The organism is Streptomyces sp. NPDC058051, assembly GCF_042885475.1.
GTDB lineage: Bacteria > Actinomycetota > Actinomycetes > Streptomycetales > Streptomycetaceae > Streptomyces.
The window spans coordinates 35,018-58,994 of the sequence record NZ_JBHVRW010000024.1; the positions used below are offsets into that span (position 1 = coordinate 35,018).

Sequence of the window (23,977 nt, forward strand, 5' to 3'; positions counted from 1 at the left end):
AGGACGCGAAGAGGGCCCTGACCAGTCGAAACCGATCAGGGCCTTCGTCGTATTGCCCGGTGAGAGCAATGGCGGAGGATACGAGATCCGAACGCGTGAGGGTCGCCCCCAAGGCGCTTTCCAACTGTGCGTACGACCGTACGGACAGGTACGTGCGCGTTGACCGGGCAGGTCAGACGGGGTCCGCGTACGACGGTGATCGTTAGTGCACTGGACAATGACCAGGAAAACGAGTGTCCGAGGGATGGTGCTACTTCCGGTCCGGCGCGGTGGTGTTGCAGCCCCCCACCCGCGGTTGTCCGCGATGTCAGTTACGGACGTCGGCGACCCCGGCCCCGTGCTGCCGACGTCGCCCGACCAGATCCCGCATCAGGTCCCAGGCGGTCCCGGCACCGATCACCAGCCACACCACACGCACCCACGCCGCACTGCTGCTACTGGCAGCTCCCCACACAGCCGCGACGAGCCGCATCACCGTCCAGCCGTTGCTGTCGAGGAAGGACCGATCCCGCCCCTGCGACACCACCTGCTCCCCCCTAAGCCCAGCCGACGGGCGAACCTCTGAAACGGCGTGCGAACGCCAACCGTTGCCCCCCCATCATCCAACACGCCCCTGAATCGCAAGAGGCCCCGGAGTGATCCGGGGCCTCTTGTCTGTGCGCACTCGGCAGGATTCGAACCTCTTGGGTTGGAGCGAGCAGTGCAACTCATCCGCGAACATGGCCGACCCGTGCGCACAGGGCTGATCGATGCTGCCGATCGGACATGGACCACCCTGCTCTTCCTCACCGAGGACGGCAGCGCACCAGTGGCCTGCGCCGGCTGGCCGCTGCCGCTGGTTGCCAGGAAGCCACCGCTTCAGGAGTTCGATCAACCGGGAGCCACTGCATGTCGCGGTGAAGAGTGCGGTGGCGTTGCGGACTGCTGGGGACCGTGGACGTACGCCGTCGTTGATGTCAGCTGTGGAAGTCAGGCAGTCCGAGGCACGATGCTCACCGCGCGGTAGTCGTACCCGTCCTGCTTGAAGCCGGGGGCTTCCCATGTGAGTTCGACCTGCTGGCCGGCCGACAGCGTGCGGAAGCCGGTCGCCCGGATGTCGGCGTAGTGGCCGAAGCAGCCGCCGGGGGTCTCGGGTGAGTCAAGAACACCCCACCCTTCCTCGTCGTCCCACTCGCGGACAGTCGCAGTCACCATGGACGGAACCCTACGGCTTCCGCTGTGCAGACGCGTCTGGCACCTCGCTCGGGGGTTTTGGAGTCCTTGATGATCGGCCGACTCCGCCGGGTGCCTGCCGACGCCCCGGCCGCGTATATCGCGCGCCGCCGCGCTGGGGGCTTCGCAGCCTGAACTGCTCAACGCCGGAGCGCCGCGGACTGCACAGCAGCCCGGCAAGCTGTGGACAGTTGAGAAGTGGCTCTGGCACTGGGCCGAGAACATCGCCAAGGACGTCGTAAGCGAAAACGCCTACGACGGGTACGAGGTCGCGGTTCGCGTGCACCTTGTACCCGACATCGGTAAGCACCGCATCGACCGCCTGGAGCCGGAGCACCTGGAGAGCCTGTATCGCCGTATGCAGAAGAACGGCAGCAAGGCCGCCACAGCCCATCAGGCGCATCGCACCGCTCGTACCGCACTCGGTGAGGCCGTACGACGTGGCCACGCCGCGAAGAACGCCGCCGCGCTTGCTAAGCCGCCACGAGGGGAGGAGCCGGAGGAGGAGATCGAGCCCTACTCGGTTGAAGGGGTGCAGAGACTGCTGATCGAGGTCAGCAACGCCGCAACAGTGCACGTTGGATCCTGGCGCTGGCGCTGGTGCTCGGACTGCGACAGGGAGAGACGCTGGGGCTGCGTTGGTCCGACGTTGACCTGCATCACGAGCACCTGAAGCTGCGCCGGAATCGACTGCGCCCGAAATACGAGCACGGGTGTAAGGAGGCAGACCCGTGCGGCCGAAAGGCCGGGTACTGCCCGGAGCGCAAGCAGGTGCGGCGCGAGACGAACTTCGCCTTCGCCGACAGCCTGCTCGGCCGCTGGTTGGTGCGGTTCAACGCCCGGGAACTGGACGAGAAGGGCCTGTACCTCTTCGCTCGCTCGACCGCGCTGCTCGGTGACCTCAAACGGGACCAAGGCTCTGTGCTCGGCCCGCTCTCCGCCCAGCACTCCTACGCCGGGGCTCGCGCGGTCTTCGTCCAGCTCGACATTCCGCGGCGTGTCGCCCAGCTCGACCTCTCCCTCGCGGTGGTCACGGAAATGTCCGGCAAGCTGGAGGTTGCCGCCCGTCACTACGAAACCCTCGCCGTCGATGACCGGCTATCCCGTCGCGACCGTGCCAGGGCCCGCCTGTGGGTGGGTACGGCGCTCAGCAAGAACGGTCGCCACGACTACGCGACCCGCGTCATGCAAGCCGCGACCCGTGACTTCGAGGACCTCACCGAACCCGACGACTGGTCGGTCGCCCACCAGAAACTCGCCCTCGCCCGCCGTGGTGCCGGCGACCTCACCCAGGCCCTGCACTTCATCGACATTGCCCGCAGCAGTGGGGCCGCGGACTCTCCGATGCAACACGTCCGGCTGGACACCGCTCATGGCCACATCCTGCTCTCGGACGCGGCGACCCGGGATGATGGAATCCTCGTCCTCGATCAGGTCACCCGTACAGCCGCGCAGTACGGGCTCGTGCACCAACTGCGCTGCATCGAGGGCATCAAGGCCATGAGAGAGGGGCCGGTCGGCCCCCGGCGAAGGTGACCAGGGAGAGACGCGTGAGCGAGAACCAGCAGGCCATCACCGAGGATCAGTGGCACCGGGCCGTGCTGATCTGGGAGTACCACCAGATGCACCACCAGCTGCGGCCCGTCGACGTGGCGATCGGCCTGGGCAGCCACGACCTGGGCGTCGCGACCCACTCCGTGGAGCTGTACCGCGCCGGGCTGTTCCCGACCCTGGTTTTCACCGGCGGCAACAGTCCCACCACCGCCAAGGTCTTCCCGCGCGGCGAGGCCGTCCACTTCCGCGAGCACGCCATCGACCTCGGCGTTCCCGCCGAGGCGATCCTGCTCGAACCGGATGCCGGTAATACCGGGCAGAACATCACTCTGTCCCGTGAGGTCCTCGCCGGCGCTGGTATCACCCCGAGCACGGTGCTGCTGGTGTCCAAGCCCTACATGGAACGGCGGTCGTTCGCGACCGCCCGCAAACTGTGGCCCGACGTCGAGATCCTCTGCGCGTCGGAGCCGCTGGCGTTCGACGACTACGTGAAGTCCATCGGCGATGAGAACCTCGTCCTGGACATGCTCGTCGGCGATCTCCAGCGGGTCATCGAGTATCCGAAGCTCGGATTCGCCATCGAGCAGGAGGTCCCGGAGGACGTGCATGCAGCGTACGAATCCCTCATCCGTGACGGCTTCACCAGCCGTCTCATCGCTTCCTGACCTGCCGGAGCCGGGCGGGCTGTGCGCCATCCACCAGCCCAATCTGTTTCCGAGACTGACCACACTGGCCAAACTGTTCGCGGCGGACTACTGGATCGTCCTGGACGATGTGCAGTTCGCCCGCCGCGACTGCCAGCACCGAGCCCGGCTCGGGGCCCTCGACGAACCGGGTCGTCGGCAGTGGGGCGAGGACTGGCCGGACCACACCGCGGAGGTTGAGGAGTGGGACCGGGGGCGCTGGGAGCATGAGAGTCCTGGTGGCATCCGCGCCATCCGCGCCATCCGCGAAAGGATGCCCGAGCGTGCCGTGGTCTTCCATTTCCGCGCCGTGTTTCTTCCTGGCGGTCAGCGGTAGGCGGCTGCCCTTCCTGAGGAGTGGTCAGTGCCGGCCTGGGAGTTCGAGACAGACTCCTACACCGACCGGCCGGCGGCTTGGCGAACGGTCCGCCGCCCAGGGCCGGTGCAGGAGGTCGAGGCCCACGTTCGCGGCACCAATAGGGAGGCCGTCGAGGTCGCCTTCGCCGAGGCTTGTGCACAGGCTGTGGATCGTGCGCAGAATCCGGGGAAGTGCGGCGACACCGACGAGTGGTAGCCGCTGAATCCACAGCACGAAGCCGTGCGACGGGGATCCGTCGCACGGCTTCGTGCTGTTGTCGCCCATCTCCCCCTGGGAGACGCCCTGTTGAGTGTCAGTGGTCGCTTCTATGGTAGAGAGATGGCAAATGGGGTGTGGCACACCGGATATGGCCTAGAGATCAATCTGTCGCTGCATGACCTCGGTCACCCGGGGCGTCCCGATCTGTTGCGGGAGATCACCGCCAGGGTCTCCGACCGCGACGCGCAGCTGCTCGAATGCCTCGCACACCACGAGGGGCGGGAATGTCTGTCGGAGACCGGCGGGAAGTCCCCGTGGATGTTCATCCGCCGAGGCAGGGTTGGGGGTCGACGACCTCTCGTGGCCTCGCACCTGCCGATCACGCACAAGGCGACCCCGGCGGAGAGCGCCCAGCACAAGGCCACCAAGGAGCGGATCGTCGAGACCGCCGCGATCTACGGTCTGGACGCCGAGGCCGAGGTTCCCATGGCGAACCGGCGGAGTGTCTCGGACGCCGTTGTCACCGGGCCTGGTGGTCTCAGGATCGGCTGGGAGATCCAGTACCACCACCTCAGCCCCAGCAGCGTGCACCGGCGTTCGGTCAACGCCGTGGAGCATGGCATCACCCCGCTGTGGGTGGCGAAGGACCGGACGGCTTCCCTGATCGACCGCGCTCCCTGGGCGCGCGTCGACGACATGCCGTGGAAGGACATTGTTGACCGCAAGGAGATGGTGATCCGCGGCGGCTACCGGCACCTCGAAGTCTGGAAGTGCGTACCGAGCAGCGAGCGCCACTGCCTCCTCAGCGAGGGCGCCGGTCATTGTGGCGCGATTCACGCGGACTGGTTTGTGCCGGCGCTGTGCCTCCCGGAGAAGATGCCGGTCCGCATCGAGGACTTGGTTCTACAGAGCGCGACGGGGGAGAGCGTCCCGGTCTACGTGCCGAGCCGGGGGAGTGGCCGGGCTGGGCGGCACATGTGGGTGTCGGCGGCCGATCGTGCGCTGTGGGAGGAGATCGTCGACGAGAAGACGCCCCTGCCCGCAGTCCCGGCCGAAGAAGACGACGACGTGATCACCTTCGCTGAGCAGGAGGTCGACCGCACCTGCCGGGCAGGCGAAGACAGCTGGTTCATCAGTGACGCCCGGCCTCTTCGCGATCTCGATCAACCGACGGGCGGCTTCACCCTCCCCCGTCTGCCGGCCCAACGCTCCAGCGACCCGACGCGGATCACTCCCGTCGAGCGGGCAGCAGCCTCCGCAGCGCTGGGCTGCCCACCATGGGAGCTCGGGCTGTGCACCGGCTGCAGCCAGATGATGCGGCGGTACGGGCAGAACGCGGCCGTGTACTGCAACGTGTGCCGGGCAGTCCTCAACGGGCGGTAGCCGGGAACTGCAACCACCCACGTTGAAGGCCCCCGCAGCGAGCTGCGGGGGCCTTCAACGTATTGCCCGGTGAGAGCAATGGCGGAGGATACGAGATTCGAACTCGTGAGGGGTTGCCCCCAACACGCTTTCCAAGTCGTCGTCCGGCGGTTCAGGCACAGTCACGGGCGTCTGGACCCGTGGCTGAGCCGGCGGCTACAGGCTCGGTGAACTGTGGTGAACACCTGAGAATGAGACCGGAACTGAGACCGGGCGCTCGTTCATTTACCGGACACCGGGCCGTACCACTGCATAGCTTGACCGGTGATTGCGGCGATACATTCGAAGTCGTGGTCGCGGTGCAGGAGGGTCAGTCCCTGGAGTTCGGCTGTGGCGGCGACGACGAGGTCAACAGCTCCCGCACTGCGGTGCTGGCCGCGTTGGGTCAGCAGCTCCTGAACCTGCCAGGCGCGGTCGTACGCGCGGTCGTCGACGGGCACCCAGCCGAAGAGCAGCTGCATGTCCTCAATGCCGCGCGCACGGTCTGCGGCGGATCGGGCGCTGTAGAAGAACTCCAGCTCGGTGACAGGGCAGGTCGCGATGAGGCCAGCCGCGGCGGCCTGGTCCCATCCGTACTGTTCGGCGTCGCTGTGGAGGAACCGGGCGAGCGCACTGGTGTCGATCAGGAACTGCGCCGCGCTCACCGCCGGTAGTCCCTCTTGTCCTCGAAGAGATCCAGATCGAAGCCGCCTTCGCCCGCTGCGGCCCGCAGCCGCGTGAGGGCGAGAGCTCGGCGGCGGTTCTCGAGCACCTCGCGTAGAGCAGTGTTGACCGTCTCCTTCTTGGTGCCGGTCCCCAGCGCCTGAGCCACGTCGGCCAGCAGCTCGTCGTCGAGATCGATCACTGTACGACTCATCGATGACCTCCTGAGATATCAACTATGTCATCGAGTATATCGCAGATGAGGTATCGCTGGGTGATGTCAGCTTGAGGGTGCGCAGACCGAGTAGTGACGGATCTGTGTGGATGGGTTTCACACGATGAATCACAGGTGCGGGATATGCGAGGTGCGTTTCGAGGCTGTTATATGAGCTAATTTAGGGACGAACTGGGATGATCCGCCGATGCTTTCCGCGCTGGGCTGCATCTGCGGGGGCGCAGCGCCCTAGGTGAGCACTGCAATGCGCAGTTGCCGCCACATGACTGTCGTCCCTAGCATCACAGCCATCGGATCCGCTGAAGCGGCGGTTCGCGCGGTTGAAACGGGGCGGCATGAAGATCACGGAACACCAGAAGCAGCAGTTGGTGTCGAGGTCAGCTATCGCAGAAATGGCCGGCGTGCAGCGCTCGGCGATCACCAATTGGGAGCGCAGGTACACGGACTTCCCGAGCCCTACGAGGGCCGGTGGCACCGACTACTACCACCTCTCCGAGGTGCTCAGCTGGCTGAAGGGCCGCGCGGTTCCGCCGAGGGCGCGGCGGGATGATGAGCGGGCGGATGCCACGTACGCCGACCGGGCTCGGACGGCTCTTATCGCGGCGTCGGAGGCCGAAGCCGTAGAGGACCTCGAAGCGGAGGGCTTTCCGGCTGCCCGAGGTACCGCAGGTGATGAGACCGAAGGCGAGCACCTGAGTTCGGCCGACATCCTGTTCCGTGAGCAGGACGAGGGGCACTGGGGCTCAGGGGCGCGAGTCAGCTTCCTGTATCTGCTGTTTTCCCTCATCTACCTGAGGTGGGCCCAGCCGAGGAGATGGGCAGCGGTGCGGCGGGCCGCCGCACAAGGTCAGGCGGGAACGCACATCCACAGGTTCCTGCCCGCAGTCGCGCAGCAGGTCGAACAGACTCTCGCGGCGCAAGGTGTGACCAGTGCCATGGCAGTAAGGCTCGAGGACCTCACCCCCCGTAGCACCCAAACCATTGTCCGCCTTCTGGACAGGATCGAAAGTCTGGGGCGCGGAAGTTTTACAGAGCTGTTGGGCCACCACGCGCTTGAGGCCGGGCTGGGAAGTCGTGATGCCTTCACCCCGCCAGGTGTCGCGCGTCTCCTGGCAGCGCTGCTCGGGGAGAGCTCTTCGGCTCAAAGCCTGTACGACCCGAACGGCCGGGGCGGCGAACTCCTGTCAGCCGTATTGGCCGCCAGGCCGGAGCCGGGGAACGAGGTCGGTGGAGGGATCCCGGCTGTCACGATCGGAAGTGCCCATCCGGAGACGCGCGACCTCGCGGCCATGAACCTCATGGTGCACGGTGCTCGTCCGGAGTGGCTGAACCATACAGGCGCAACCCGCCCCTGGACGGAGGGGCCGCGACGTCGCCGGGCGGATCTCGTTCTCACTAATCCACCGTTCAATGTTTCTGCGGTGCCGGTTGATGCCGACTGGTGGGCCTACGGAGAACCGCCGGCGTCCAACGCCAACCTGGCGTGGCCTCAGTACGCGGTCATGTCACTCAACGAGGGTGGCCGGGCAGCCGTCCTCATGCCCAACAGTGCTGCCACCTCCTCCAATCTCAAGGAGCAGCGCATTCGGCACGCCTTGGTGGATCGCGGAGCCGTGGAATGCGTCATCGCGCTGCCGGCCAAGATGCTCAGCGCAACCACGATCTCTGTCAATGTCTGGATCCTGAAACCAGAAGCGCAGGAACGGAGTTCGGGAGAGGTTCTGTTCATCGACGCCTCCGGCCTGGCGACCAAGGTATCCAGGAAGCTGTCCGTTCTGGAGGCTGACGACTGTGCGCTTATCGCGGCTGCCTACCACTCGTGGCGTGGGACGGGCGGAAGCGACGCAGTCCTCCCGGATTCCCGGCTTCCTTGCGCGACAGTCCGGAGCGACGTCATCAACGCAGCCGGCTCCTCGCTGCGCCCTGCCGACTACGCGCGGCCAGCAGAGCGGTCGAACGTAGACGCAGAAGAGCCGACCAATCCCTACGGCGCTCTGTTGAGGTCCCGGGAGGAGGCTGCGCGGGCCGATGGCCTGGCCGACTCCCGAGTTGCCGGGATCCGGCAAGTCGACGGCGGGCTCGGTGTGCTGATCGATACCGCACCAGACGACTGGGAATTGCGGAGCCTCGGCGAGTTGTGCGAGCTCCAAGCCGGTCCCTCCCCGTCACTGTTGCCGAAGGATGCCTACGTGCCCGGCGGTGTGGTGCCGGTTGTCCAGCCAAAGCATCTGCGCGATCGCCGGATCGCCGATGTGCGCGGTACGGCTGTTCCATACGACAAAGCGCAGAGGTTGCGGCGCTTCGCTCTGCAGGAGGGAGACATCCTGTGCGCTCGAACGGGCACGGTGGGGCCTGTGGCGCACGTGCGGGCGGGTCAGGTGGGCTGGTTGTTCGGCAGCAATCTGATCCGTCTTCACCGGTTCGCGCCCGAGGTCTGCCCCGCTTACCTGCTGGCTTACCTCTCGCTCTCTCGGACCACCGAGTGGATCAAGAGCCGCTCCGAGAAAACCACAGTCCCTTCAATCAGCAAAGCCGACCTCCAGGCGCTGCCGGTGCATCTGCCCACATGGTCCGAGCAGAAGCACATCGCTGGGGTACTTGGGGCGCTCGACGAGCAGATCGCCAGGCACTTGGAGGTCGCGAGGGCAGCAACCCAGGTGCACAAGGATCTGGCCGAGCAACTGGTCGGACTTGTCGCCCTCCAAGGCCCGGCTGTGCCTGCCACAGCAGACACCTTCCCCGGAAGGACCTCCCGATGAGTGGTCTGCCCCCCGCCGCGAGGGTCGCGTGGCTCCTGGTTGTCCTGCTGTTCTCTGTCGTCGTCGCGTTAGCGGCCTTCATCTTGAAGACGCGAACCGGAACACGAGCAGCCGACGCCGCCCTCGTGGCAGGCTCGGCGTTCGCAGGCAGCGTGATCCTGAGTCTTGGCCTGATCGCTGCGGCCATCGGCGTGTGACCACCAACGTCGAAGGCCCCCGCAGCAAGCTGCGGGGGCCTTCGACGTATTGCCCGGTGAGAGCAATGGCGGAGGATACGAGATTCGAACTCGTGAGGGGTTGCCCCCAACACGCTTTCCAAATGTTCGTTCGGGGATTCGGTAGAGGCCACGCCTGTCCTGACCTGCGGTGGAGTCGGCGAACCACCTCTGTCCGAACAGTCTCGGACAGAGGTGAATGAGACCAGGACTGAGACCACAGAAGCGGACCACTGTGCGGATGCGGCCCGCATCGAGCTACGGCCGACCCGGCTGGTCACGCTTTGCGACGCGTTCCAGCGGCGGTCCGGATGGCCTGCCTTATGCCCAGGTCGACTTCCTGCTCGTCAGCAAGCCCTGCGAAGTGGCCTGCTGACTCCGGATGGTCTCGGAACGCGGACGCCACGATGCTTGCGGCGTCTCTGTCGAGCGAGCGCAACCAAGGTCGGATCGCACCCTGGGGGTCCCACTGATTCCAGGACTCATCCCACGTGCACATCGTACGAACGGCCTCATCTAGCAGGTCCCATTCGCTCCGCTCGGCTGCGTGTGCAGATACAGCGTGAAGCCAGGAGACAGCACGCGCTGCCTCTCCGAACTGCACCAGCCGCGTGCCGTCTCCACCCACATGTTCAGCGAATGCGTGCATAAGTGCGTTGGCTTGCTGGGGCGCGCGGGACAGGGGCGGCGCCGCGAGCGCGGGAGGGAGCTGGGTCAGGACGTTCAGATACAGGTCGTAGTCGTCGGGATAGTCCGAGATGAGCACGAGAAATGCGTCGATGGAGGCGGAGTCGCCTGTACTGGCGGAGGCCAACAGCGGTGCCGCCTGTTCGACGGGTGGGCCCTGAGGCACGCTGAATTCCCGTGCGATCAGAGTGAGTAGTTGTTCGATGCTCTGGGGCCTCTGTGCGGGGTCAGGCTGCGTGGTAGCCCTGACGATGCTGCGCCATGGGCCGGCGGGTGGGAGCAGGACCACGTTCGCCTGGGGCGTCTTGCCGGTGAGCGCCCAAGCGATCACGCGCCCAAGGCTATAGATGTCGCTGGCATGAGTGGTGGTGTTATGAGGGTCCACGGACAGTTCAGGTGCAGCGAATCCCTCGGTACCGATGTAGTGCCCTGTCCGACCAGGCATAGTTGTCTGCCCCCGAGGTCTGCGCCCGATTCCCCAGTCGGCGAGGACCCACCGCTCCTGGAGAAGGAGGATATTGGAGGGCTTTATGTCGCGGTGCACCCAGTCCCGTTTGTGTGCCTCAGCTAGCACGGATGTCATGGAATGCACTAGGTTGCGGAGCTGATCAGGGTCTCGGAGCTGGTCGTGACGGTCTTCTGCAGTCGCATCAGCCACGGGCATTACAAACCAGGCGCCATCCGCCTCGGCGTCGAGAACTGGCATAGCGTGCGGATGGGTGCTCAGTAGGCGAGATATCTCAATCTCGCGCTGCATTCGAGCAACAGCAAGGTCTCGCTTGGATCGGCGACGCTTGAAGGCTACCTCCGTCTTTGAATGCTTGTGAACGGCGCGAAATACTTGAGCCTGGCCCCCCTCTCCCATCGGCAGGCGATCGAGCGCGTATGCGTTCCGATCTCCGGACGCAGTTAGGAGAATTTCCTTGTAGCGGCTGAGGTCATCCGGGAAGGGCGCTGACGGTGTGGAAGGTGTGTGTGTCGCGGTAGTGCTCGTGGTCGAGCCTGCCGCGGACAGTGCCGCAGAGTACGAGAGTACTCGCGTGCTCAGACCGTCGACGAAGCCCTTAACTGACATGTCTGGACGGGGCTCTTCAAACGAAGGGTCTTCGCCTTTGCTCGCAGACACGTAGGCGACGCCATCGTAAAGGCCGTCGCTATGAAACTGGGCGAATGTTTCACCCAGTCGCTCCTTGTAGGAGATTCCCTGGGGTATCCGTAGGGGGGTATTTGCGCCTTTTCCCTCTTCGAGAAGGAAGAAGATGCCGAGGTATGGGCGAAATCTCTCGATGCTCTGACCGTCGTGCTGCCTGACTGCGAAAGCGTTTGATGTCAGCTCTTGGATGCGATTGTTGAAGTTATTTCCGTAGCCGGGGCCGCCGAGCGTTTTAATGGTGATGGCAGCGAGGGGGATGTCATCCCTAAATATAGCTACGTCCCATGCCGAACGGCCGAGACCGTAAGAGCCTGGGAATTCGGCAGCCCGACCGACCCGAATCCATGATTGGTCGATTCCGTGCTCAGTAAGGGCGCCGATCAAAGCTGTCACCAGGTCATCGAACCTGCCGCCTGTTCTTATCGCTGAGATCCCATTGGCAGAGGCGTCCCCGCGAATGGCTCCTTGCATGCGCCTCTCGCGCGCAGCCCAATAGAATCGAGCTGCTTCCTTCACGAGCTCGGCCATGGCACCCCGTTCAGCGTTGATCGCGACCATCAACCAGGCTACAGACCGGGTCTGACACCAGGATGAGCCGTGTGACTGCGTCGGTTGGCCGCGTCGCAAGCACCGCGGACGGCCGAGGCCGTAGCAGCCCTGAGCTCAGGTAGGTGCCAAATATGGCAGCGGACACCCACCTTCACCGAGCAGGAGATCGAGAAGAACTGCCCTGCCCGTGGGTCGGGTTGGTTTGTCAGCAGCGCACGGCCCATCCGCGACCTGGAGCAGCCGACCTCACCTCACCCGTCGGCGCCCCCCTGGTGGCGAGCAAGGATTACGCCGCGTGGAAGCAGTTGCTCACCGACGCGATGGTGATCACGAAGGCTAGGCAGTCCGGGATCGGCGCCAGCATCAAGTCTTGCCCCCGATCTCCCGCAATTCCGACAGCTCCTCGCGCCCCCGCTTGATAACGGCCAGCGTGGCTTGCGGATCTGCCTCCGGAGGGAGCGGGGTGTCGGCTATCAGGTCTCGTAGGGAGTAGGAGGCGTCGAGCCAGCTCAGCAACGCGTGCCAGTGTTCTGCTTGGTCCCAGCTGAGACGCGGATCCCAGGGGTCGGAGTCGTACGGAGTCTGGTCCATGCCGAGTAGGCCCGCGCGGCGTACCAGGCAGGGGTAGCAAAGACCGCAGTTGGCGAGGCCGGAGCTATGCGGGTGTTGCTTGGGAGGGGTGCCGCAGCTCAGGGTGTCGGCGAGGTCGGCGGGGGTGAGGCCGGCGGCGAGTGCGGAGTGGCAGACCTGGCGCTTAGTGAGGTTGGCGAGCGGGTTTTGGAGGCGTACGACTGGACCGTCGGCGACGGCGCCGATTAGCCGGTTCAGCAGGTGCAGCGTCCAGGGGTGGACGGATCGCGTGGAGCAGGCGGCGGCACGGGCGGGGGTCAGGGGCGGATTGATGGAGAGCTGGCCGTTCTCGGGGATGTGCGCGAAGGGGGCGCCCTCGGCGGCTGCTGCGCGGACGGCGGTGGTCGCGTAGAGGAAGCCACGAGAGCGGGTGGTGCGCTCCGGGTCCGGGTCCCCCTGGTCCTTGTCCTGGATGCGTACGTTCTGGCTCAGGGTGATGCGGCGGACCGGGCGGGCCCGGCGCTGGTAGATGCCGTCGTATACGGAGTCCTGGAGGTGCCCGAAGTTCTGTTCACCGAAGGAGACGAGGAGCAGCTCCTCGGATGTACGGACAGAGGCGCGCTGGCCCGCCCAGCTCAGGGAGTCCAGACCTCCGGAGAACAGGGCGACCTCTCCGGCCCTGGAGTCCGGGTCGAAGGTGAAGGGCACGTTGGTGGCCAAGTCGGCTTCACGGAATTCCACATCCCACCGGTCGGCGGTCATGGTTCGCAGCAGGGAAGTGAGAAGCGGTCGGACGGACTGCCAGCGTTCGTATGCGGCGACGGGTATGGAGAGGCGCATGCGGCGGGTCCAGCGGTCGAAGGAGGCATCACGGCGGGAGTGTTTGTCTGCGGCGAAGACCGCACGGCCGACTCGGTGCAGGTCGTCCGCCCAGGAAGGAGCAGAGCCCAGGAAGGACTGCCATTGCGGGGCACGGGACCTTGCCTCCCAGTAGTTGTGGTCGCTCAGGGGCTGCCATCCGGCGGGTGACTTTGCCCCGCCGGGCTCGATCCAGAAGTAGGGGCGATGGGGAGCCGTCATACGGATGCCTCCTGGGCGCCTTCCTGGTGTTCCCGTACGTCCTCGACGACCAGACCCAGCAGTTTGCCCACCGTGCCGGGGACCAGGCTCCGGGCGATGTTGGGTAGGGAGCCGACAGGGTCTGCGATCACTGTCTCCGCGGACTCGGCCTCCTCCGCCAGCTCGGCCGCCTCCTCGCAAAGATTCGGTACCAGCGAGACGACCTTGTCGGCGGCCCAGTCGGCCACGTGATCACCAGGGTCGAGAAAGTGCAGGACAGGCACGACGAGCTTGACCTTCTCCGCGATGACCGACCGTAGGAACTCGGTCACGATGTCCGCAAAGAACCACTGGTACAACAGGCACAGCAGATCCCCGGCGAGACGTCCGCCCGCTGCCTCCCCTCCGTTGGTTTTTGCGTTCTGTCGCTCCAAAAGCCGCTCGGCACTGTCCGTCGCGGCCCGACGTATCGCTGCGTCGGTGATCGTGCTGCCGCTCCCGCCTACTTCGTCGGTGAATCGGGCCAGGAAGTCGTCCGCGGAAGCCTTTGGGCCGTCTTGAGTCATCGCGGCCATGACGTCGGCAAGGCGGTAGCCGGCCTCGGTCGCCGCGTCGACGAGGCCGAAGGCGGACTGGTCTTCGCGCATGGTTCGGTGCAGTACATCCAGATAGTCATCGAGGATCTTGTCGAGAAGCCGTTCGGCCTGCGGTCCTTCGCTGTTCCATCTGGACAGCCGACTGCTTATGGCGCTCCACTCGGCTGCCGTACCTGACCGGCCCCCCGGACCCAGCCAGCGTGTGGATGTGCCCATGCCAGCTACCCCCTCGGCTTGATGGTGTCCCCTTGCTATGGGAGCAGGAACACAAGGGCGCAGATAGAACGCAACTCAGCCATACTCGTTGCCAGTTCAGGGGGCTCATCCTGGTCGACTGCCCTGGGCTACAGAGCTCAGGATTCCTCGGCCGCGTCGCCGCGGCCTCGGGAGCCCATCCGTACAGGGCGTTGCGCGGAGCATTACCCTGCCGAGCATGATTCGCGCTGTGGTGTTCGATGCCGGTGACTGATCTTGGCCCTTGCTGGGCATCGAACGGGCCATGGACGAAACGATGCTGGAGTGGGCGACGCAGGTAGCTGAGAAAGAGCTCTGTGACGCGCTTCCCCGACGCTGGGCCCATTCGCAGGGTGTGGCGGCGCGCGCCGCAGGGCTCGGTCCGGCCCTGGCAGGGAACGTTGAGCTGCTGATTGCTGGGGCGGTGCTGCACGACGTGGGCTACGCACCGCGGCTGGCCGAGACGGGTTTCCATCCGCTCGACGGGGCCCGGTTTCTCCGCGACGAGCACGGTGCTGATGAGCGGTTGGTCCGATTGGTGGCGAACCATTCGTTTGCGCTGTTGGAAGCCGAGGAGCGGGGGCTGATGGAGGTACTGGTACGCGAGTTCCCCTTGCTGGATGAGGGGCTACTTGTGGACGCGCTCGTGTACTGCGACATGACAACGACGCCCGATGGCGAGAGAACCACTGCAGCTGAGCGGGTGGCGGAGATCGTGAGCCGCTACGGGGTGGACAGCCTCGTGGGGCGGTTCATTCGCAGGGCGGAGCCGGACATCCGTGTAGCCGTCGGCCGGGTGGAAGCGGCATTGGCCGCTCAGCCCAGGTAGGGGTACGTGCCGGCAAGGTAGTCGCCGATCTGCTGGCGCATGCTGGGGTGGATGTCGTACTGGTCCAGGTCGCTCGGCTGGACGTAGCGGACGCCGTCGGCTTCGTCGTTGATCGTGGGTTCGCCGCCTACGGGGCGGCCGATGTAGGTGTTCTCGTACTGCTGGCGGATCTCGCCGTCGGTGTAGGCCACGATGTGGTTCGGGTTCGTGTAGATCCCCAAGAATCCGGTGATCTCGGCGATGATCCCGGTCTCTTCCAGGCATTCACGGACGGCGCACTGGGCGGCGGTCTCGCCGATGTCCTGGGCTCCTCCGGGCAGGGCCCATTGGCCGGTGTCCCGGCGGCGCTGGAGGAGTATGGCGCCGTTGTCGTCGACGACGAGCAGGTTGTTGGCGGGGATGAGCGTGTTCGCCTTGGGGGCCTTGGGGTCGTTGTAGTACTCAGTCCTGCCCATGCGGCGAGGGCCCCTCCTGGTCTGGTGTCCAGGGCCGTGCGGTGGCCCAGACAGCTTCGAAACTCTGAGCGTAGTTGTCGAACCAGCCCGCCGTGTCTGCTCTGCGGAGATGGAGGAGGGGGTTGGCGCTGGCCGGCTGGCCCCAGACGTGCGGGTTGATCAGAAGGTCATCGTCGTACCGGAACATGGAGGTGTAGAGCGTGGTGTCGTGCAGCCTCACCTCACAGCCGGTCTCGGACAACAAGGGCCGGTAGTAGGTCAGGGAGGCACGGATCTTGGCGGCGAGTGTGTCGCCGATTCCCTCTTCTTGGCCTCGGATTGCTGCGGCCTGGCCCTTCGAGTCGCCGAAGCAGAGCCGTACTCGTACTCCGGTTGATGCGCGTTCGGCGAGCATCTTGGCGACGTGCGGGTTTGACTGGGCGAAGAAGGTGCCGGAGAAGACGAGGACGCTGATCTGCTCCTGGGCGCCCTTGAGCAGCGACAGCCACGTGTCGCGCGGGACGCTCGCCCGGTTCTGGTAGGTCCCGACCAGCTCCGGCCCTGAACCTGCGAGCTGCTGCGGCGTGCTCGGGGCGGGTGTCGGCCAGAGGAACAGTTCCTCGACCCGTAAGTGCTTGGCGACGCGGAAGCGATGGCGAGGATGGGGAACGCGTCCACCGAGCCACCGGCCAACGGTCTTGGGGTCCACCTCGCAGACTTCGGCGAGTGACTCAGGTGGGATTCCGCGCTGGGTGAGCACGGAGTGCAATCGCTCGTTCACAGGTGCCATACAAGCCGAGACGGTCAGGAGCGGCAAGGACGTTTCGGGACGTTCCTCAGAAGGGAGGGGGCCATGACCGCTGTATTTACGCTGGGTGCATGGAGCTCATCGTCCTGTGGGACATCGACCACACCCTCATCGAGAACGCCGGGGTCAGCAAGGAGATCTACGCCGCCGCTTTCACGGCCTTGGCAGGAAGGGCGCCCGCCGGGCCGGCGCGAACGGAAGGGCGTACGGACAGGCTGATCATGCGCGACATGTTCCAACGGAACGGCCTGGCCGAGCCGGACTGGACCGCTATCGAGCGGGCGCTGTCTCGCGCAGGGGAGGCGCGTCTCAACGATCTCGGCCGACGGGGGACAGCCCTGCCCGGCGTGCGGGAAGTCTTGAAGGAGGTCTCCGTGCGCAGCAGTTGGGTGTCGTCGGTGCTCACCGGCAATATTGCGGACAACGCCCGCGTGAAGGTCGCGGCCTTCGGCCTTGATCCTCTTCTCGACCTGCCGGTTGGCGCTTACGGGGCCGATTCCCTTCAACGCCCCGACCTGGTCGCTGTCGCCCGGGAGCGTGCCCAGCGGCTGCGGGGCGCCCCGGATGGCGTGCCGGTCGTGCTTGTCGGAGACACCCCGAGGGATGTGGAGGCCGCACTCGCTACGGGCTCCGAGATCATCGCGGTTGCCTCCGGCGTACACAGCACCGAAGAACTGGCAGACGCCGGTGCCCGCACGGTTCTGCCCGATTTGATGGACACCGGCCGTGTACTCGGGATTCTGGACGCGCTCTCCGCCCGCTGAAAACGTCCCAGGACGTCCTCGGAGCGTCCCGATACGCGGTGACGAGGTCCGTATCCACCCCGCCAATATCAGGTCTCCCACCAGGCAAGCGCCCGAAGGAGACCCTCGTGATCAGCGAAGTCACCGGGATCCGTAGGATCCGGATGCTGTACCTGCAGCTGCTCTACCGCTGCAACTTTGAATGCCTGCACTGCTTCCACGGCAAGCGGCTCCAGCACGCCGACGCCTTCACCTCGGACGAGGCGGTCAACCTCCTCACGCTGATGCGTGACGAGTACGGCACTGAGGCGGTCACCCTGCTGGGCGGCGAGCCGTTCGTCTACCGAGACCTCGCCCAGGTAGTCCGGTACGCCAAGCGGGACCTGGGTATGCGAGTCGAGATCTGCACCAACGGCTACCGGATCGAGCGCCGGCTCACCGAAATTGCTCCCGACCTGGACCTGCTCCGGGTATCGCTGGAGGGCATCGGCACGACCAACGACAAGATCCGCAAGTTCGGAAGCTACCGAAGCGCCCTGAGCGCCCTCGAAATCGCTCAGCAACTCGGCGTCCGGGCCGGCGCGACCATGACGGTCACGTCACGCAACATCGACGAGGTCCTGCCGCTCGCCCGCACGTTGCAGCACCACGGGGTGGAGCAGCTGAAACTCCATTGCCTTCGGCCTGTTGGCAACGCAGCGGATCACCCCGAGCTCCTCGTGAACGACGCCACGGCCTACACCCGTCTGCGGGAGGGCCTGGCCTCGGCCGAGCTGGACATCGAGGTGATCCTCGACGAGGACCTGTCCGAGCTGGGTGCGCCGGATGCCTGCCTCCCTGCCGGGGGCCCTGTGGAGATCGAGCGGATCGAGGCCGACCCGCGCGGCGCGCTCACCATGTCCTGCAAGGCTGTCGGCAAGGACTCGCACGCCTTCTGGTACGACAAGCTCGCCGACCACATCGCCCACCGGCCTTCCGCCACTGACGAACTCACCCTCGCGGTGCCGGACGTGGTGTACGGACGTGTCTGACCCGGCGTCGTTCGAGAGCGTTGAAGGGCTCCGCGGCACAGGAAAATCCACCCTCGCCCCCATGCTCGCGGCCGCCCGTGGCGCGGTGCTGGTCCCGACGGTGCCGCCCACCTATCAGGTACTGCGGCAGGAGGTCGACCGGCTGGCAAATGTAGAGGCCCGCATGTGCTTCTACCTCTCGGCCGTGCTCACCGCGGCCGATCAGATCCAGCGGTACCTGTCCGCCGGCATCCCGGTCGTCGTCGAAAGCTACTTCGCGCGGTGCCTGGCCAACCACCGCGCTTTCGGAGCCAACCTCTCCGTGTCCCTGCCGCCGGGACTCCCTCGTCCCGTCACCTATCACCTCGTCTGCGCAGAGGACGAGCGTCAGCGCCGACTCGCCAGGCGCGACAAGCCCGTATCACGGTGGGACGCCCTCGCCGAGATCACCGCAGACAAGATCACCGACGCCTACGCCTCGTTCCCGATGCACCGCGTGAATACCACCGGTCTCTCCCCTGACGAGGTACTCCGAGCCGTCTTGAGCACCGACCCGCAAGGAGAGCAAGCCAGTGCAGACACCCAGCATGTGGCGGCACACCCTCACCTTCTTCCCTCAGTTCCTGGCCGCGCTGGAGGAGCGTACGGAGCCTGACTCCACCGTGTCGGTCATCGGCGCGAGCGACGGCAGACTCGTCGTTCCACTGGCGGCGGCCGGCTACCGCGTCATCGCCATCGAGCGCGACCCGCTCGCCCTCCACGGCGGCGAGGTCCAACTTCCGGGTGGCAGAACCGGTCACGCGATGGGCGTGATCGAGCGCCTGAAACAGGAAGGGCTTCACGACCGTGTCCGAGTCGTGGAGGAGGACTTCCTCGCCTCCGAGCCCGATGCTGCTCCCTGTGACGCTGTCTGGACGAGCTGCTCGTGGCATTACAGTGCCAACCACCACCGGCCGTTGGGCGAGTTCGTCGACCGCATGCAGCGCCTGGTCCGGCCCGGCGGTCTGTTCGGCGCGGAGTTCATGATGCCCATCACGCAACGCCACCACGCGCTGGAGCACTACACATCCCCCGAGAAGCTCCGGCGTTACTTCATCGGGGACTGGAACGTCCTGCTCACCCTGCGGACCAACGAGTTCACGGAGCAGGCGCACGTCGGACAGCTGCAGGACCACAACCACCGCATGGGCCTTCTCCTCGCCGCCCGTGCCTCCACCCCCTCCTAGAGCTACGGGAAGAAGGACCTATGAAGCACGAGTACGAAGCCAAGTTCCTCGCCGTCGACGTCGACGACCTCCAGGCCAAACTGACGGCACTCGGAGCCGTCCAGGCGTTTCCGCGCACCCTGCTCACCCGGAAGATCTTCGAGAACGACGCCCTCGAAGGCGGCGCCTGGGTCCGCCTGAGGGACGAGGCCACGCGTTCCACTCTCACGCTGAAGCAGGTCACCGATTCCACGACGATCGACGGCACCACCGAGATCGAGACCGAGGTGTCCGACCTGCACGCCATGGCAGAGATCCTCCGCAACATCGGCCTGCGCGAAGTCCGCTACCAGGAGAACTACCGGGAGGAGTGGCGCCTGGGCGAAGTCGCCTTCGACTTCGACACCTGGCCGGACCTCCCCACCTTCGTCGAGATCGAAGGACCCGACGAGGCATCGGTCCGACAGGCTGCAGATCTGCTCGACCTCGACTACGCACAGGCCCGGTTCGGCAGCGTCGACGAGATCTACAAGAGCGAGTCCAGCCGGGACATCCTCGCCGAACCAACCCTCCTCTTCGCCGACGCCGACAAGCAGGAGCAGGCCGGGGCGGCTGCACCGGGCGAGTGATCTTGAGGACCGAGCGTGTTTATGGAACTGGCCGTGACGCCGCGGGTCATACCCGGCGTCGCCGAGTTCGCCCGCGGCGGTCTGCCCGCAGCGGCGGACACCGACGACGGCAACACCTGGACCGATGGGTACTGCTGGCTCTACTGCGGTCAGCGCTGGACCCGTGTTCTGTGGATCGGCCCCGTCAGCGTGGCCGGCGCCCAGGCCGCCATGTACGCCTGCGGACCATGCATCCGCGCCCTGCAGGAGCAGGTCTGGCAGTCCATACTTCTGCACGATGAACCAACCCGACCGGCGCCTCTGAGTAAGCCCGCAGTATCCGAGCAGTCTGTCGGACGCCGCGTGGGGAGGCACCGGGCGCGGAGCGGTCTGCTGCGTCGTGGATGAGGCCGGCGGCGAAACCCCATGAGCCTGTGAAGGGTCTTCGCAGTAAAGCTCCGCTGTAAGCGTCCAACGGCTGCTGGGCCGGTCACCACGGGTGGTGGCCGGCCCAGCAGCCGATATTCCTTCGGCGCCTTCGCCTCGGCGTCTCTGAACCTCTTTGTGGGCTCAGCGGCGCGGGCGGCTCGGCTGGTTCGGGGGAGCTGCCATCCCGGTGGGCGGCTGGATACCAAGCGGCGAAGCGTGGAAGGCCGATGCGGTGGTGCTTCGCAGGCGGGCTGCTTCGGCGCGACGGTTGGGCGCGGGGTTGCGGCTGGTGTGCTGGATGCGGGTGATCAGGACACGGGCCGGTTGGCGGGCGGTGGTCAGCTCACGTTGGGCTGCGGCTTCCTTCAGGAGCTGGTGGGGCTCGTGGCCACCGGCTTCGGCGTCGGCAAGGACGGTGGCGAGGGCGGACCAGCCAGGGTCGGCGAGGATCCGCTCGGCGTGCTCGGGAACGGCTGCGCGTACGTCGTGGGCAAGAGTGCGGTGTGTCCCTTCGCCAGGGCGCCGGGCTTCGAGTTCGGTGAGTGTCGGCGCGAGCGAGTTGTCGGCTGCTGACTGGAGATGCTGGACGGCTCGGCGGGCGGCGTCGGCCTGCTGGGCGTGGCCCTTGGCCTCGTGCCAGCGGGCAGCGAGGATGGCGGCCCAGAGCAGTGCGGCGGTCAGGGCTGCGAGTGCGCTGCCGTCTGGGCCGGTGGCGGTGTGCGCGATGTCGCGGGCTGCGGTCCGCAGGGAGTGGGCAACGCGGTCTTCGGCCCGGATCTGCGACCGCTGGGCACGGGCGAATCGCGCACTGGCTGAGCGCAGTTGAGCACGATGGTTGGCGGGTGCCTTCTGGGCGGTGGCTTCGATCAGTTCGCCTAGGGCGGTGATATGCGCCTGTGCCCGCGCGTCTCCGGTGCCATCGGTGCTTGTGCTGGTGATCTCTGCGTGGAGGGTGTCGAGGGCTTCGGTGGCCTGATGCCAAGGCGTCGAGAGTCGGTTGCGCCGTGCGGTGGGGTGCTCCTCCGGTGTGCTGGTTTCCAGGCGGGCCTTGAGCTTGGGCAGGGACAGGTCGGGGGCGATCTTCCCGCCGGGGTGGAAGATCTGCTCACCGTCCTTGTTCAGGTCGCCGGGCCGGCCGACGGCGTAGCCGAGGAGGTCCCCGGAGGGGCCGTGTCGGGGTTTGACCAGGATGTCGTCGGCTTCGAGGTAGGCGAGGAGTTCCTCGGCGCTGGTGGCGTGCGGGATGGCGGCGCGGATGCGGTCCTGGAGCCACTCGCGGCTGGTCTGCTCCCAGCCGAGGCGCTCGGCTTTGTGTATCTCGGCCTGGGTGGGGCGCCGGGTGCCGGTGCGGTCGCCCTTCTTCAGGCGGCGCAGCCCGTAATCCCTCTCGATCGTCCGGCACTCGTCGCCGACGCGGATGCCGCTGTCATGCAGCTTGGGGCGGCGGCCGTCTTCGCGGACCGTGGTCGCGAGGATGTGGATGTGGTCGTCTGCGTGGCGTACGGCGATCCAGCGGCAGGCCAGATCGTCGCCTTCGGGGGCGATGCCGGCTGCCTGGACGATGCGCTGGGCGATCTCGCCCCACTCGGTGTCGGATAGGTAGCGGTCTTCTGGTGCGGCGCGGACGGGGCAGTGCCAGACGTGGTCGGTGACGAGCTTGCCGAACTCGCTGTTGCGCAAGCGCACGGGCTCGTCGAGGTAGCGGCCGAGTTCGGTCAGGGTGGCATTCTCGTCACGGCCGGGGTCGGGCATACCGAGCATGGCGAAGCCAGTCACGAGGTGCGGGTCAAGGTGCTCGTCGTGCCGACCGGGGCCGTAGAGGTAGGCGAGCAGACCGCGGGTGTTGGAGCCTGCGGCCTTGATGGCGGCGATCACGCGGACCGCTCCTCCCTCGGGTCGGTGGGCTGGCGCAGGGCCTCGGCGATCAGGGCGAGGAGGTGGTGGAGTTCGTCGAGGCGCTGGCGGATGTCGGGCGGGGTGTAGTCGCTGTTGAGGGCGCGGGCGATCTGGTTGACGTTGACGCCGGTGCGGCTGAGGGCCCGCAGGACCTGGGCACGGAATACGTGGGTGCGTCGTCGGTCCTCGGACAGAGGGAGGTTCGCGGTGAAGCGGCCGTCGATGAAGGCGAGGGCGATGTCGGCGGCGAGGCCGGATTCACCTTTGTAGCCATGCTCGGCTGCGGCCTCGCGCAGGCGGGTGCGCTCGTCGTCGGTGAAGCGCAAGGGGCCGACGCGCTTAAGGCGCGCGTCGCCGGTGAACCGGCGGATCGTTGGCTGGACGCTCTGCACAGAGGGTTCGCCGACGGCGGAGGCGTCGGTGCGCGCCGGGCGGAGGATCGCTTGCTGGGCGGCGTGAAGCGTGTCCGGGTCGGGGCCGTTCTCGGCCACAGCCACCTGGTCCGGCGCCCCCTGGCGCTGGGCCGTCTCCGCCACCCCCGGGGCGGAGACCCCCGAAGACCGGCCAAGAGTCGGACTCGGGGTACTACTGGCTCCGCCAGGAGCAGCCCGTCCGAACGCCCGCCGCAAACGTTCCGTCAGCGTAGGCGATTTCGTCAGTGTCAGCGGCGATCCGATGTCGGAGTTGGGGTGGTGCGGGTCGTGGGTCACGGATAGTGCTCCGGAGAAGTGCGGGCGGGATGGTGGCGTGCGAGGGCCACGGCTACGGCCGTAGGTGGGAATGAGCGATCAGGCGGAGAGGCGGGGACCGCCCTGACCGGTGGCCGGAGGAGTTCCGGCCACCGGTGGCGGGCGATCAGCCGACGTTCCGACCGGCGCCGGGTTCCGACCGGAGGATTTCCATGACCTCGGTCAGCCTCTGGCCGCCGACCGTGTGTCCCTTGTCTCGTATGGCCTGTTGCACGATGCCCCGTGTGAGCTTCCGCTTCTCGGCTGCGGCGATCCGCCCGATCTCGACCAGTTCCTCGACCGTTGCGCTGACCGGACGACCGCCTCGCGGAACACCCTTCGAGATCCCGGGAGGCGTATTCGGGTAGCCGGATGCGGTGGTTTGCGGTTGCCCGGTGTGCGCGGGCGGCAGGGCAGGCGATTCCGGCGTCTCAAGGGAACCGGTGGCGGGCCGGTAGGAAGCCCGGTCGACCAGTTGGTGGATCTGCCGCATCAGCACTCCGAAGGCCAGCAGGGCTGCGGTCGGGGGAACCGCCGCGACCACGTAGTCGAGTAGGGGTGCGACGCTCTCGTTGCCCGTGCCGCTCACCCCGGCCACGTTGAGCGCAATGGATCCGGTTGATCCGATGGCGGTCAGACCGACCGCCCACCAGTCGGTCACCCGGCGAAGGCCGGCGCGGAGCATCAGCAGTTCGCCCGCGACGATGAAGGCGTCCAGGGTCGCGGGCCAGGCCCATTGCCGGACCGGGGAGCTTCCCAGCCCATGCTGTCCGGCGACCTGGGCGAGGTGGGCGTAGGAGAGCCAGAAGCCGCCGGCGGTGAGGGCTGTGATGACGGTTCCGGCTGCGGCGAGGGCGTATTGCTCTGCAGCGTGCTGGGGCTTTGCTTGTCGCCTCGTGGCCTGGGCGCGGGGCGTCGCGTGAGTGTGCCGGGGGATGTCGTGGGGTGTGGCGGGTGTGGTCATGCGGGCTTCTCCGGGATGGTTCTGCGGAGGCGATCACGGCGTTCACGGAGGGGGCGTACACGTGAGCCCCCTTCTAAAGGGGGCTCACGCGTGAACGCTGGCGTGCGTGTACGGCGTGAACGATCGCGTGATCGTCTGACCTGGGGTTTTGTGCTTGGCGTGTACGCCTGCGGTGA

General features: G+C 66.5%; 22 protein-coding genes and 3 pseudogenes. 13 read left to right on the plus strand and 12 right to left on the minus strand.

What is annotated here, in order from left to right:
- Nucleotides 1-307: 307 nt before the first annotated feature.
- Together ACFVUT_RS29525 and ACFVUT_RS29530 are read right to left on the minus strand one after the other, a co-directional pair.
- Complete coding sequence (locus ACFVUT_RS29525; RefSeq protein ID WP_389657401.1) at nucleotides 308-523, minus strand: hypothetical protein; 216 nt, start codon at nucleotides 521-523, stop codon at nucleotides 308-310.
- A 446-nt stretch (nucleotides 524-969) separates the two neighbouring features.
- Nucleotides 970-1,194, minus strand: a complete 225-nt coding sequence (locus ACFVUT_RS29530; RefSeq protein ID WP_389657398.1) for a cold shock domain-containing protein — start codon at nucleotides 1,192-1,194, stop codon at nucleotides 970-972.
- Between the two features lie 178 nt (nucleotides 1,195-1,372).
- On the opposite strand from ACFVUT_RS29530, the pseudogene ACFVUT_RS29535 reads away from it, so the two are divergent.
- From ACFVUT_RS29535 to ACFVUT_RS29555, 5 genes and pseudogenes are all read left to right on the plus strand, one after another.
- Nucleotides 1,373-1,998: pseudogene (locus tag ACFVUT_RS29535) on the plus strand (site-specific integrase); the annotation flags it as partial.
- Nucleotides 1,999-2,748, plus strand: a pseudogene (locus ACFVUT_RS29540) (hypothetical protein); the annotation flags it as partial.
- A gap of 14 nt (nucleotides 2,749-2,762) precedes the next feature.
- The gene (locus ACFVUT_RS29545) at nucleotides 2,763-3,431 is read left to right on the plus strand and encodes a YdcF family protein (RefSeq protein ID WP_389657395.1); all 669 of its coding nucleotides are present in this window, start codon (nucleotides 2,763-2,765) and stop codon (nucleotides 3,429-3,431) included.
- Between the two features lie 19 nt (nucleotides 3,432-3,450).
- Nucleotides 3,451-3,615: pseudogene (locus tag ACFVUT_RS29550) on the plus strand (WbqC family protein); the annotation flags it as partial.
- Between the two features lie 531 nt (nucleotides 3,616-4,146).
- Entirely contained in the window at nucleotides 4,147-5,409 is a 1,263-nt protein-coding gene (locus tag ACFVUT_RS29555) for a hypothetical protein (protein WP_389657393.1), read from the plus strand.
- 260 nt (nucleotides 5,410-5,669) lie between these two features.
- On the opposite strand, the gene ACFVUT_RS29560 is transcribed toward ACFVUT_RS29555, so the two are convergent.
- Both ACFVUT_RS29560 and ACFVUT_RS29565 read right to left on the minus strand, forming a co-directional pair.
- On the minus strand, nucleotides 5,670-6,092 hold the full coding sequence (locus ACFVUT_RS29560; protein WP_389657390.1) for a PIN domain nuclease: 423 nt from the start codon (nucleotides 6,090-6,092) through the stop codon (nucleotides 5,670-5,672).
- Nucleotides 6,089-6,304: a type II toxin-antitoxin system VapB family antitoxin gene (locus ACFVUT_RS29565; RefSeq protein WP_389657387.1), complete on the minus strand. Its 216-nt coding sequence runs from the start codon at nucleotides 6,302-6,304 to the stop codon at nucleotides 6,089-6,091. The genes ACFVUT_RS29560 and ACFVUT_RS29565 overlap by 4 nt, the downstream gene beginning before the upstream one ends.
- Nucleotides 6,305-6,660: 356 nt before the next feature.
- On the opposite strand from ACFVUT_RS29565, the gene ACFVUT_RS29570 reads away from it, so the two are divergent.
- Nucleotides 6,661-9,084, plus strand: coding sequence for an N-6 DNA methylase (locus tag ACFVUT_RS29570; protein ID WP_389657383.1), 2,424 nt, complete (start codon nucleotides 6,661-6,663; stop codon nucleotides 9,082-9,084).
- On the plus strand, nucleotides 9,081-9,281 hold the full coding sequence (locus ACFVUT_RS29575; RefSeq protein ID WP_389657380.1) for a hypothetical protein: 201 nt from the start codon (nucleotides 9,081-9,083) through the stop codon (nucleotides 9,279-9,281). Before ACFVUT_RS29570 ends, ACFVUT_RS29575 begins: the two co-directional genes overlap by 4 nt.
- 295 nt (nucleotides 9,282-9,576) lie before the next feature.
- On the opposite strand, the gene ACFVUT_RS29580 is transcribed toward ACFVUT_RS29575, so the two are convergent.
- The 3 genes from ACFVUT_RS29580 to ACFVUT_RS29590 form a co-directional block, all read right to left on the minus strand.
- Nucleotides 9,577-11,697, minus strand: coding sequence for a PaeR7I family type II restriction endonuclease (locus tag ACFVUT_RS29580; RefSeq protein ID WP_389657377.1), 2,121 nt, complete (start codon nucleotides 11,695-11,697; stop codon nucleotides 9,577-9,579).
- A gap of 354 nt (nucleotides 11,698-12,051) precedes the next feature.
- A complete protein-coding gene (locus tag ACFVUT_RS29585) occupies nucleotides 12,052-13,338 on the minus strand; it encodes a hypothetical protein (protein WP_389657374.1) in 1,287 nt (428 codons plus the stop codon).
- Entirely contained in the window at nucleotides 13,335-14,129 is a 795-nt protein-coding gene (locus tag ACFVUT_RS29590; protein ID WP_389657371.1) for a hypothetical protein, read from the minus strand. Before ACFVUT_RS29590 ends, ACFVUT_RS29585 begins: the two co-directional genes overlap by 4 nt.
- Nucleotides 14,130-14,412: 283 nt before the next feature.
- Between ACFVUT_RS29590 and ACFVUT_RS29595 the strand changes: the two genes are divergently transcribed.
- On the plus strand, nucleotides 14,413-14,976 hold the full coding sequence (locus tag ACFVUT_RS29595; protein WP_389657369.1) for an HD domain-containing protein: 564 nt from the start codon (nucleotides 14,413-14,415) through the stop codon (nucleotides 14,974-14,976).
- On the opposite strand, the gene ACFVUT_RS29600 is transcribed toward ACFVUT_RS29595, so the two are convergent.
- Nucleotides 14,964-15,431 carry an NUDIX hydrolase gene (locus ACFVUT_RS29600; RefSeq protein ID WP_389657366.1) on the minus strand — a complete coding sequence of 156 codons (468 nt, stop codon included), beginning with the start codon at nucleotides 15,429-15,431 and terminating at the stop codon, nucleotides 14,964-14,966. The two genes, ACFVUT_RS29595 and ACFVUT_RS29600, sit on opposite strands and share 13 nt — an antisense overlap.
- On the minus strand, nucleotides 15,418-16,191 hold the full coding sequence (locus tag ACFVUT_RS29605; RefSeq protein ID WP_389657363.1) for an XRE family transcriptional regulator: 774 nt from the start codon (nucleotides 16,189-16,191) through the stop codon (nucleotides 15,418-15,420). The genes ACFVUT_RS29600 and ACFVUT_RS29605 overlap by 14 nt, the downstream gene beginning before the upstream one ends.
- A gap of 98 nt (nucleotides 16,192-16,289) precedes the next feature.
- On the opposite strand from ACFVUT_RS29605, the gene ACFVUT_RS29610 reads away from it, so the two are divergent.
- The 5 genes from ACFVUT_RS29610 to ACFVUT_RS29630 all read left to right on the plus strand — a co-directional run bounded on the left by ACFVUT_RS29610 (nucleotide 16,290) and on the right by ACFVUT_RS29630 (nucleotide 19,805).
- Nucleotides 16,290-16,982, plus strand: coding sequence for an HAD family hydrolase (locus ACFVUT_RS29610; RefSeq protein WP_389657360.1), 693 nt, complete (start codon nucleotides 16,290-16,292; stop codon nucleotides 16,980-16,982).
- Nucleotides 16,983-17,089: 107 nt separating this feature from the next.
- The gene (locus ACFVUT_RS29615; RefSeq protein ID WP_389657357.1) at nucleotides 17,090-17,992 is read left to right on the plus strand and encodes a radical SAM protein; all 903 of its coding nucleotides are present in this window, start codon (nucleotides 17,090-17,092) and stop codon (nucleotides 17,990-17,992) included.
- 61 nt (nucleotides 17,993-18,053) lie between these two features.
- The gene (locus ACFVUT_RS29620; protein ID WP_389657353.1) at nucleotides 18,054-18,626 is read left to right on the plus strand and encodes a hypothetical protein; all 573 of its coding nucleotides are present in this window, start codon (nucleotides 18,054-18,056) and stop codon (nucleotides 18,624-18,626) included.
- A complete protein-coding gene (locus ACFVUT_RS29625; protein WP_389657350.1) occupies nucleotides 18,544-19,197 on the plus strand; it encodes an SAM-dependent methyltransferase in 654 nt (217 codons plus the stop codon). The genes ACFVUT_RS29620 and ACFVUT_RS29625 overlap by 83 nt, the downstream gene beginning before the upstream one ends.
- A gap of 20 nt (nucleotides 19,198-19,217) precedes the next feature.
- A complete protein-coding gene (locus tag ACFVUT_RS29630; RefSeq protein ID WP_389657347.1) occupies nucleotides 19,218-19,805 on the plus strand; it encodes a class IV adenylate cyclase in 588 nt (195 codons plus the stop codon).
- Between the two features lie 549 nt (nucleotides 19,806-20,354).
- On the opposite strand, the gene ACFVUT_RS29635 is transcribed toward ACFVUT_RS29630, so the two are convergent.
- The 3 genes from ACFVUT_RS29635 to ACFVUT_RS29645 form a co-directional block, all read right to left on the minus strand.
- Entirely contained in the window at nucleotides 20,355-22,088 is a 1,734-nt protein-coding gene (locus ACFVUT_RS29635; protein ID WP_389657344.1) for a relaxase/mobilization nuclease domain-containing protein, read from the minus strand.
- Nucleotides 22,085-22,645: a MobC family plasmid mobilization relaxosome protein gene (locus ACFVUT_RS29640; RefSeq protein WP_389657341.1), complete on the minus strand. Its 561-nt coding sequence runs from the start codon at nucleotides 22,643-22,645 to the stop codon at nucleotides 22,085-22,087. Before ACFVUT_RS29640 ends, ACFVUT_RS29635 begins: the two co-directional genes overlap by 4 nt.
- A 319-nt stretch (nucleotides 22,646-22,964) precedes the next feature.
- On the minus strand, nucleotides 22,965-23,801 hold the full coding sequence (locus ACFVUT_RS29645) for a DUF2637 domain-containing protein (RefSeq protein WP_389657338.1): 837 nt from the start codon (nucleotides 23,799-23,801) through the stop codon (nucleotides 22,965-22,967).
- Nucleotides 23,802-23,977 lie beyond the last annotated feature (176 nt).

Bases quoted from the DNA above. Each gene is read 5' to 3' on its own strand.
- ACFVUT_RS29620 (WP_389657353.1), top strand. From the start codon at position 18,054: ATGCTCGCGGCCGCCCGTGGCGCGGTGCTGGTCCCGACGGTGCCGCCC.
- ACFVUT_RS29630 (WP_389657347.1), top strand. From the start codon at position 19,218: ATGAAGCACGAGTACGAAGCCAAGTTCCTCGCCGTCGACGTCGACGAC.
- ACFVUT_RS29600 (WP_389657366.1), bottom strand. From the start codon at position 15,431: ATGGGCAGGACTGAGTACTACAACGACCCCAAGGCCCCCAAGGCGAAC.
- ACFVUT_RS29530 (WP_389657398.1), bottom strand. From the start codon at position 1,194: ATGGTGACTGCGACTGTCCGCGAGTGGGACGACGAGGAAGGGTGGGGT.
- ACFVUT_RS29610 (WP_389657360.1), top strand. From the start codon at position 16,290: ATGGAGCTCATCGTCCTGTGGGACATCGACCACACCCTCATCGAGAAC.
- ACFVUT_RS29555 (WP_389657393.1), top strand. From the start codon at position 4,147: ATGGCAAATGGGGTGTGGCACACCGGATATGGCCTAGAGATCAATCTG.
- ACFVUT_RS29645 (WP_389657338.1), bottom strand. From the start codon at position 23,801: ATGACCACACCCGCCACACCCCACGACATCCCCCGGCACACTCACGCG.
- ACFVUT_RS29570 (WP_389657383.1), top strand. From the start codon at position 6,661: ATGAAGATCACGGAACACCAGAAGCAGCAGTTGGTGTCGAGGTCAGCT.
- ACFVUT_RS29585 (WP_389657374.1), bottom strand. From the start codon at position 13,338: ATGACGGCTCCCCATCGCCCCTACTTCTGGATCGAGCCCGGCGGGGCA.
- ACFVUT_RS29590 (WP_389657371.1), bottom strand. From the start codon at position 14,129: ATGGGCACATCCACACGCTGGCTGGGTCCGGGGGGCCGGTCAGGTACG.
- ACFVUT_RS29580 (WP_389657377.1), bottom strand. From the start codon at position 11,697: ATGGTCGCGATCAACGCTGAACGGGGTGCCATGGCCGAGCTCGTGAAG.
- ACFVUT_RS29575 (WP_389657380.1), top strand. From the start codon at position 9,081: ATGAGTGGTCTGCCCCCCGCCGCGAGGGTCGCGTGGCTCCTGGTTGTC.
- ACFVUT_RS29595 (WP_389657369.1), top strand. From the start codon at position 14,413: ATGGACGAAACGATGCTGGAGTGGGCGACGCAGGTAGCTGAGAAAGAG.
- ACFVUT_RS29565 (WP_389657387.1), bottom strand. From the start codon at position 6,304: ATGAGTCGTACAGTGATCGATCTCGACGACGAGCTGCTGGCCGACGTG.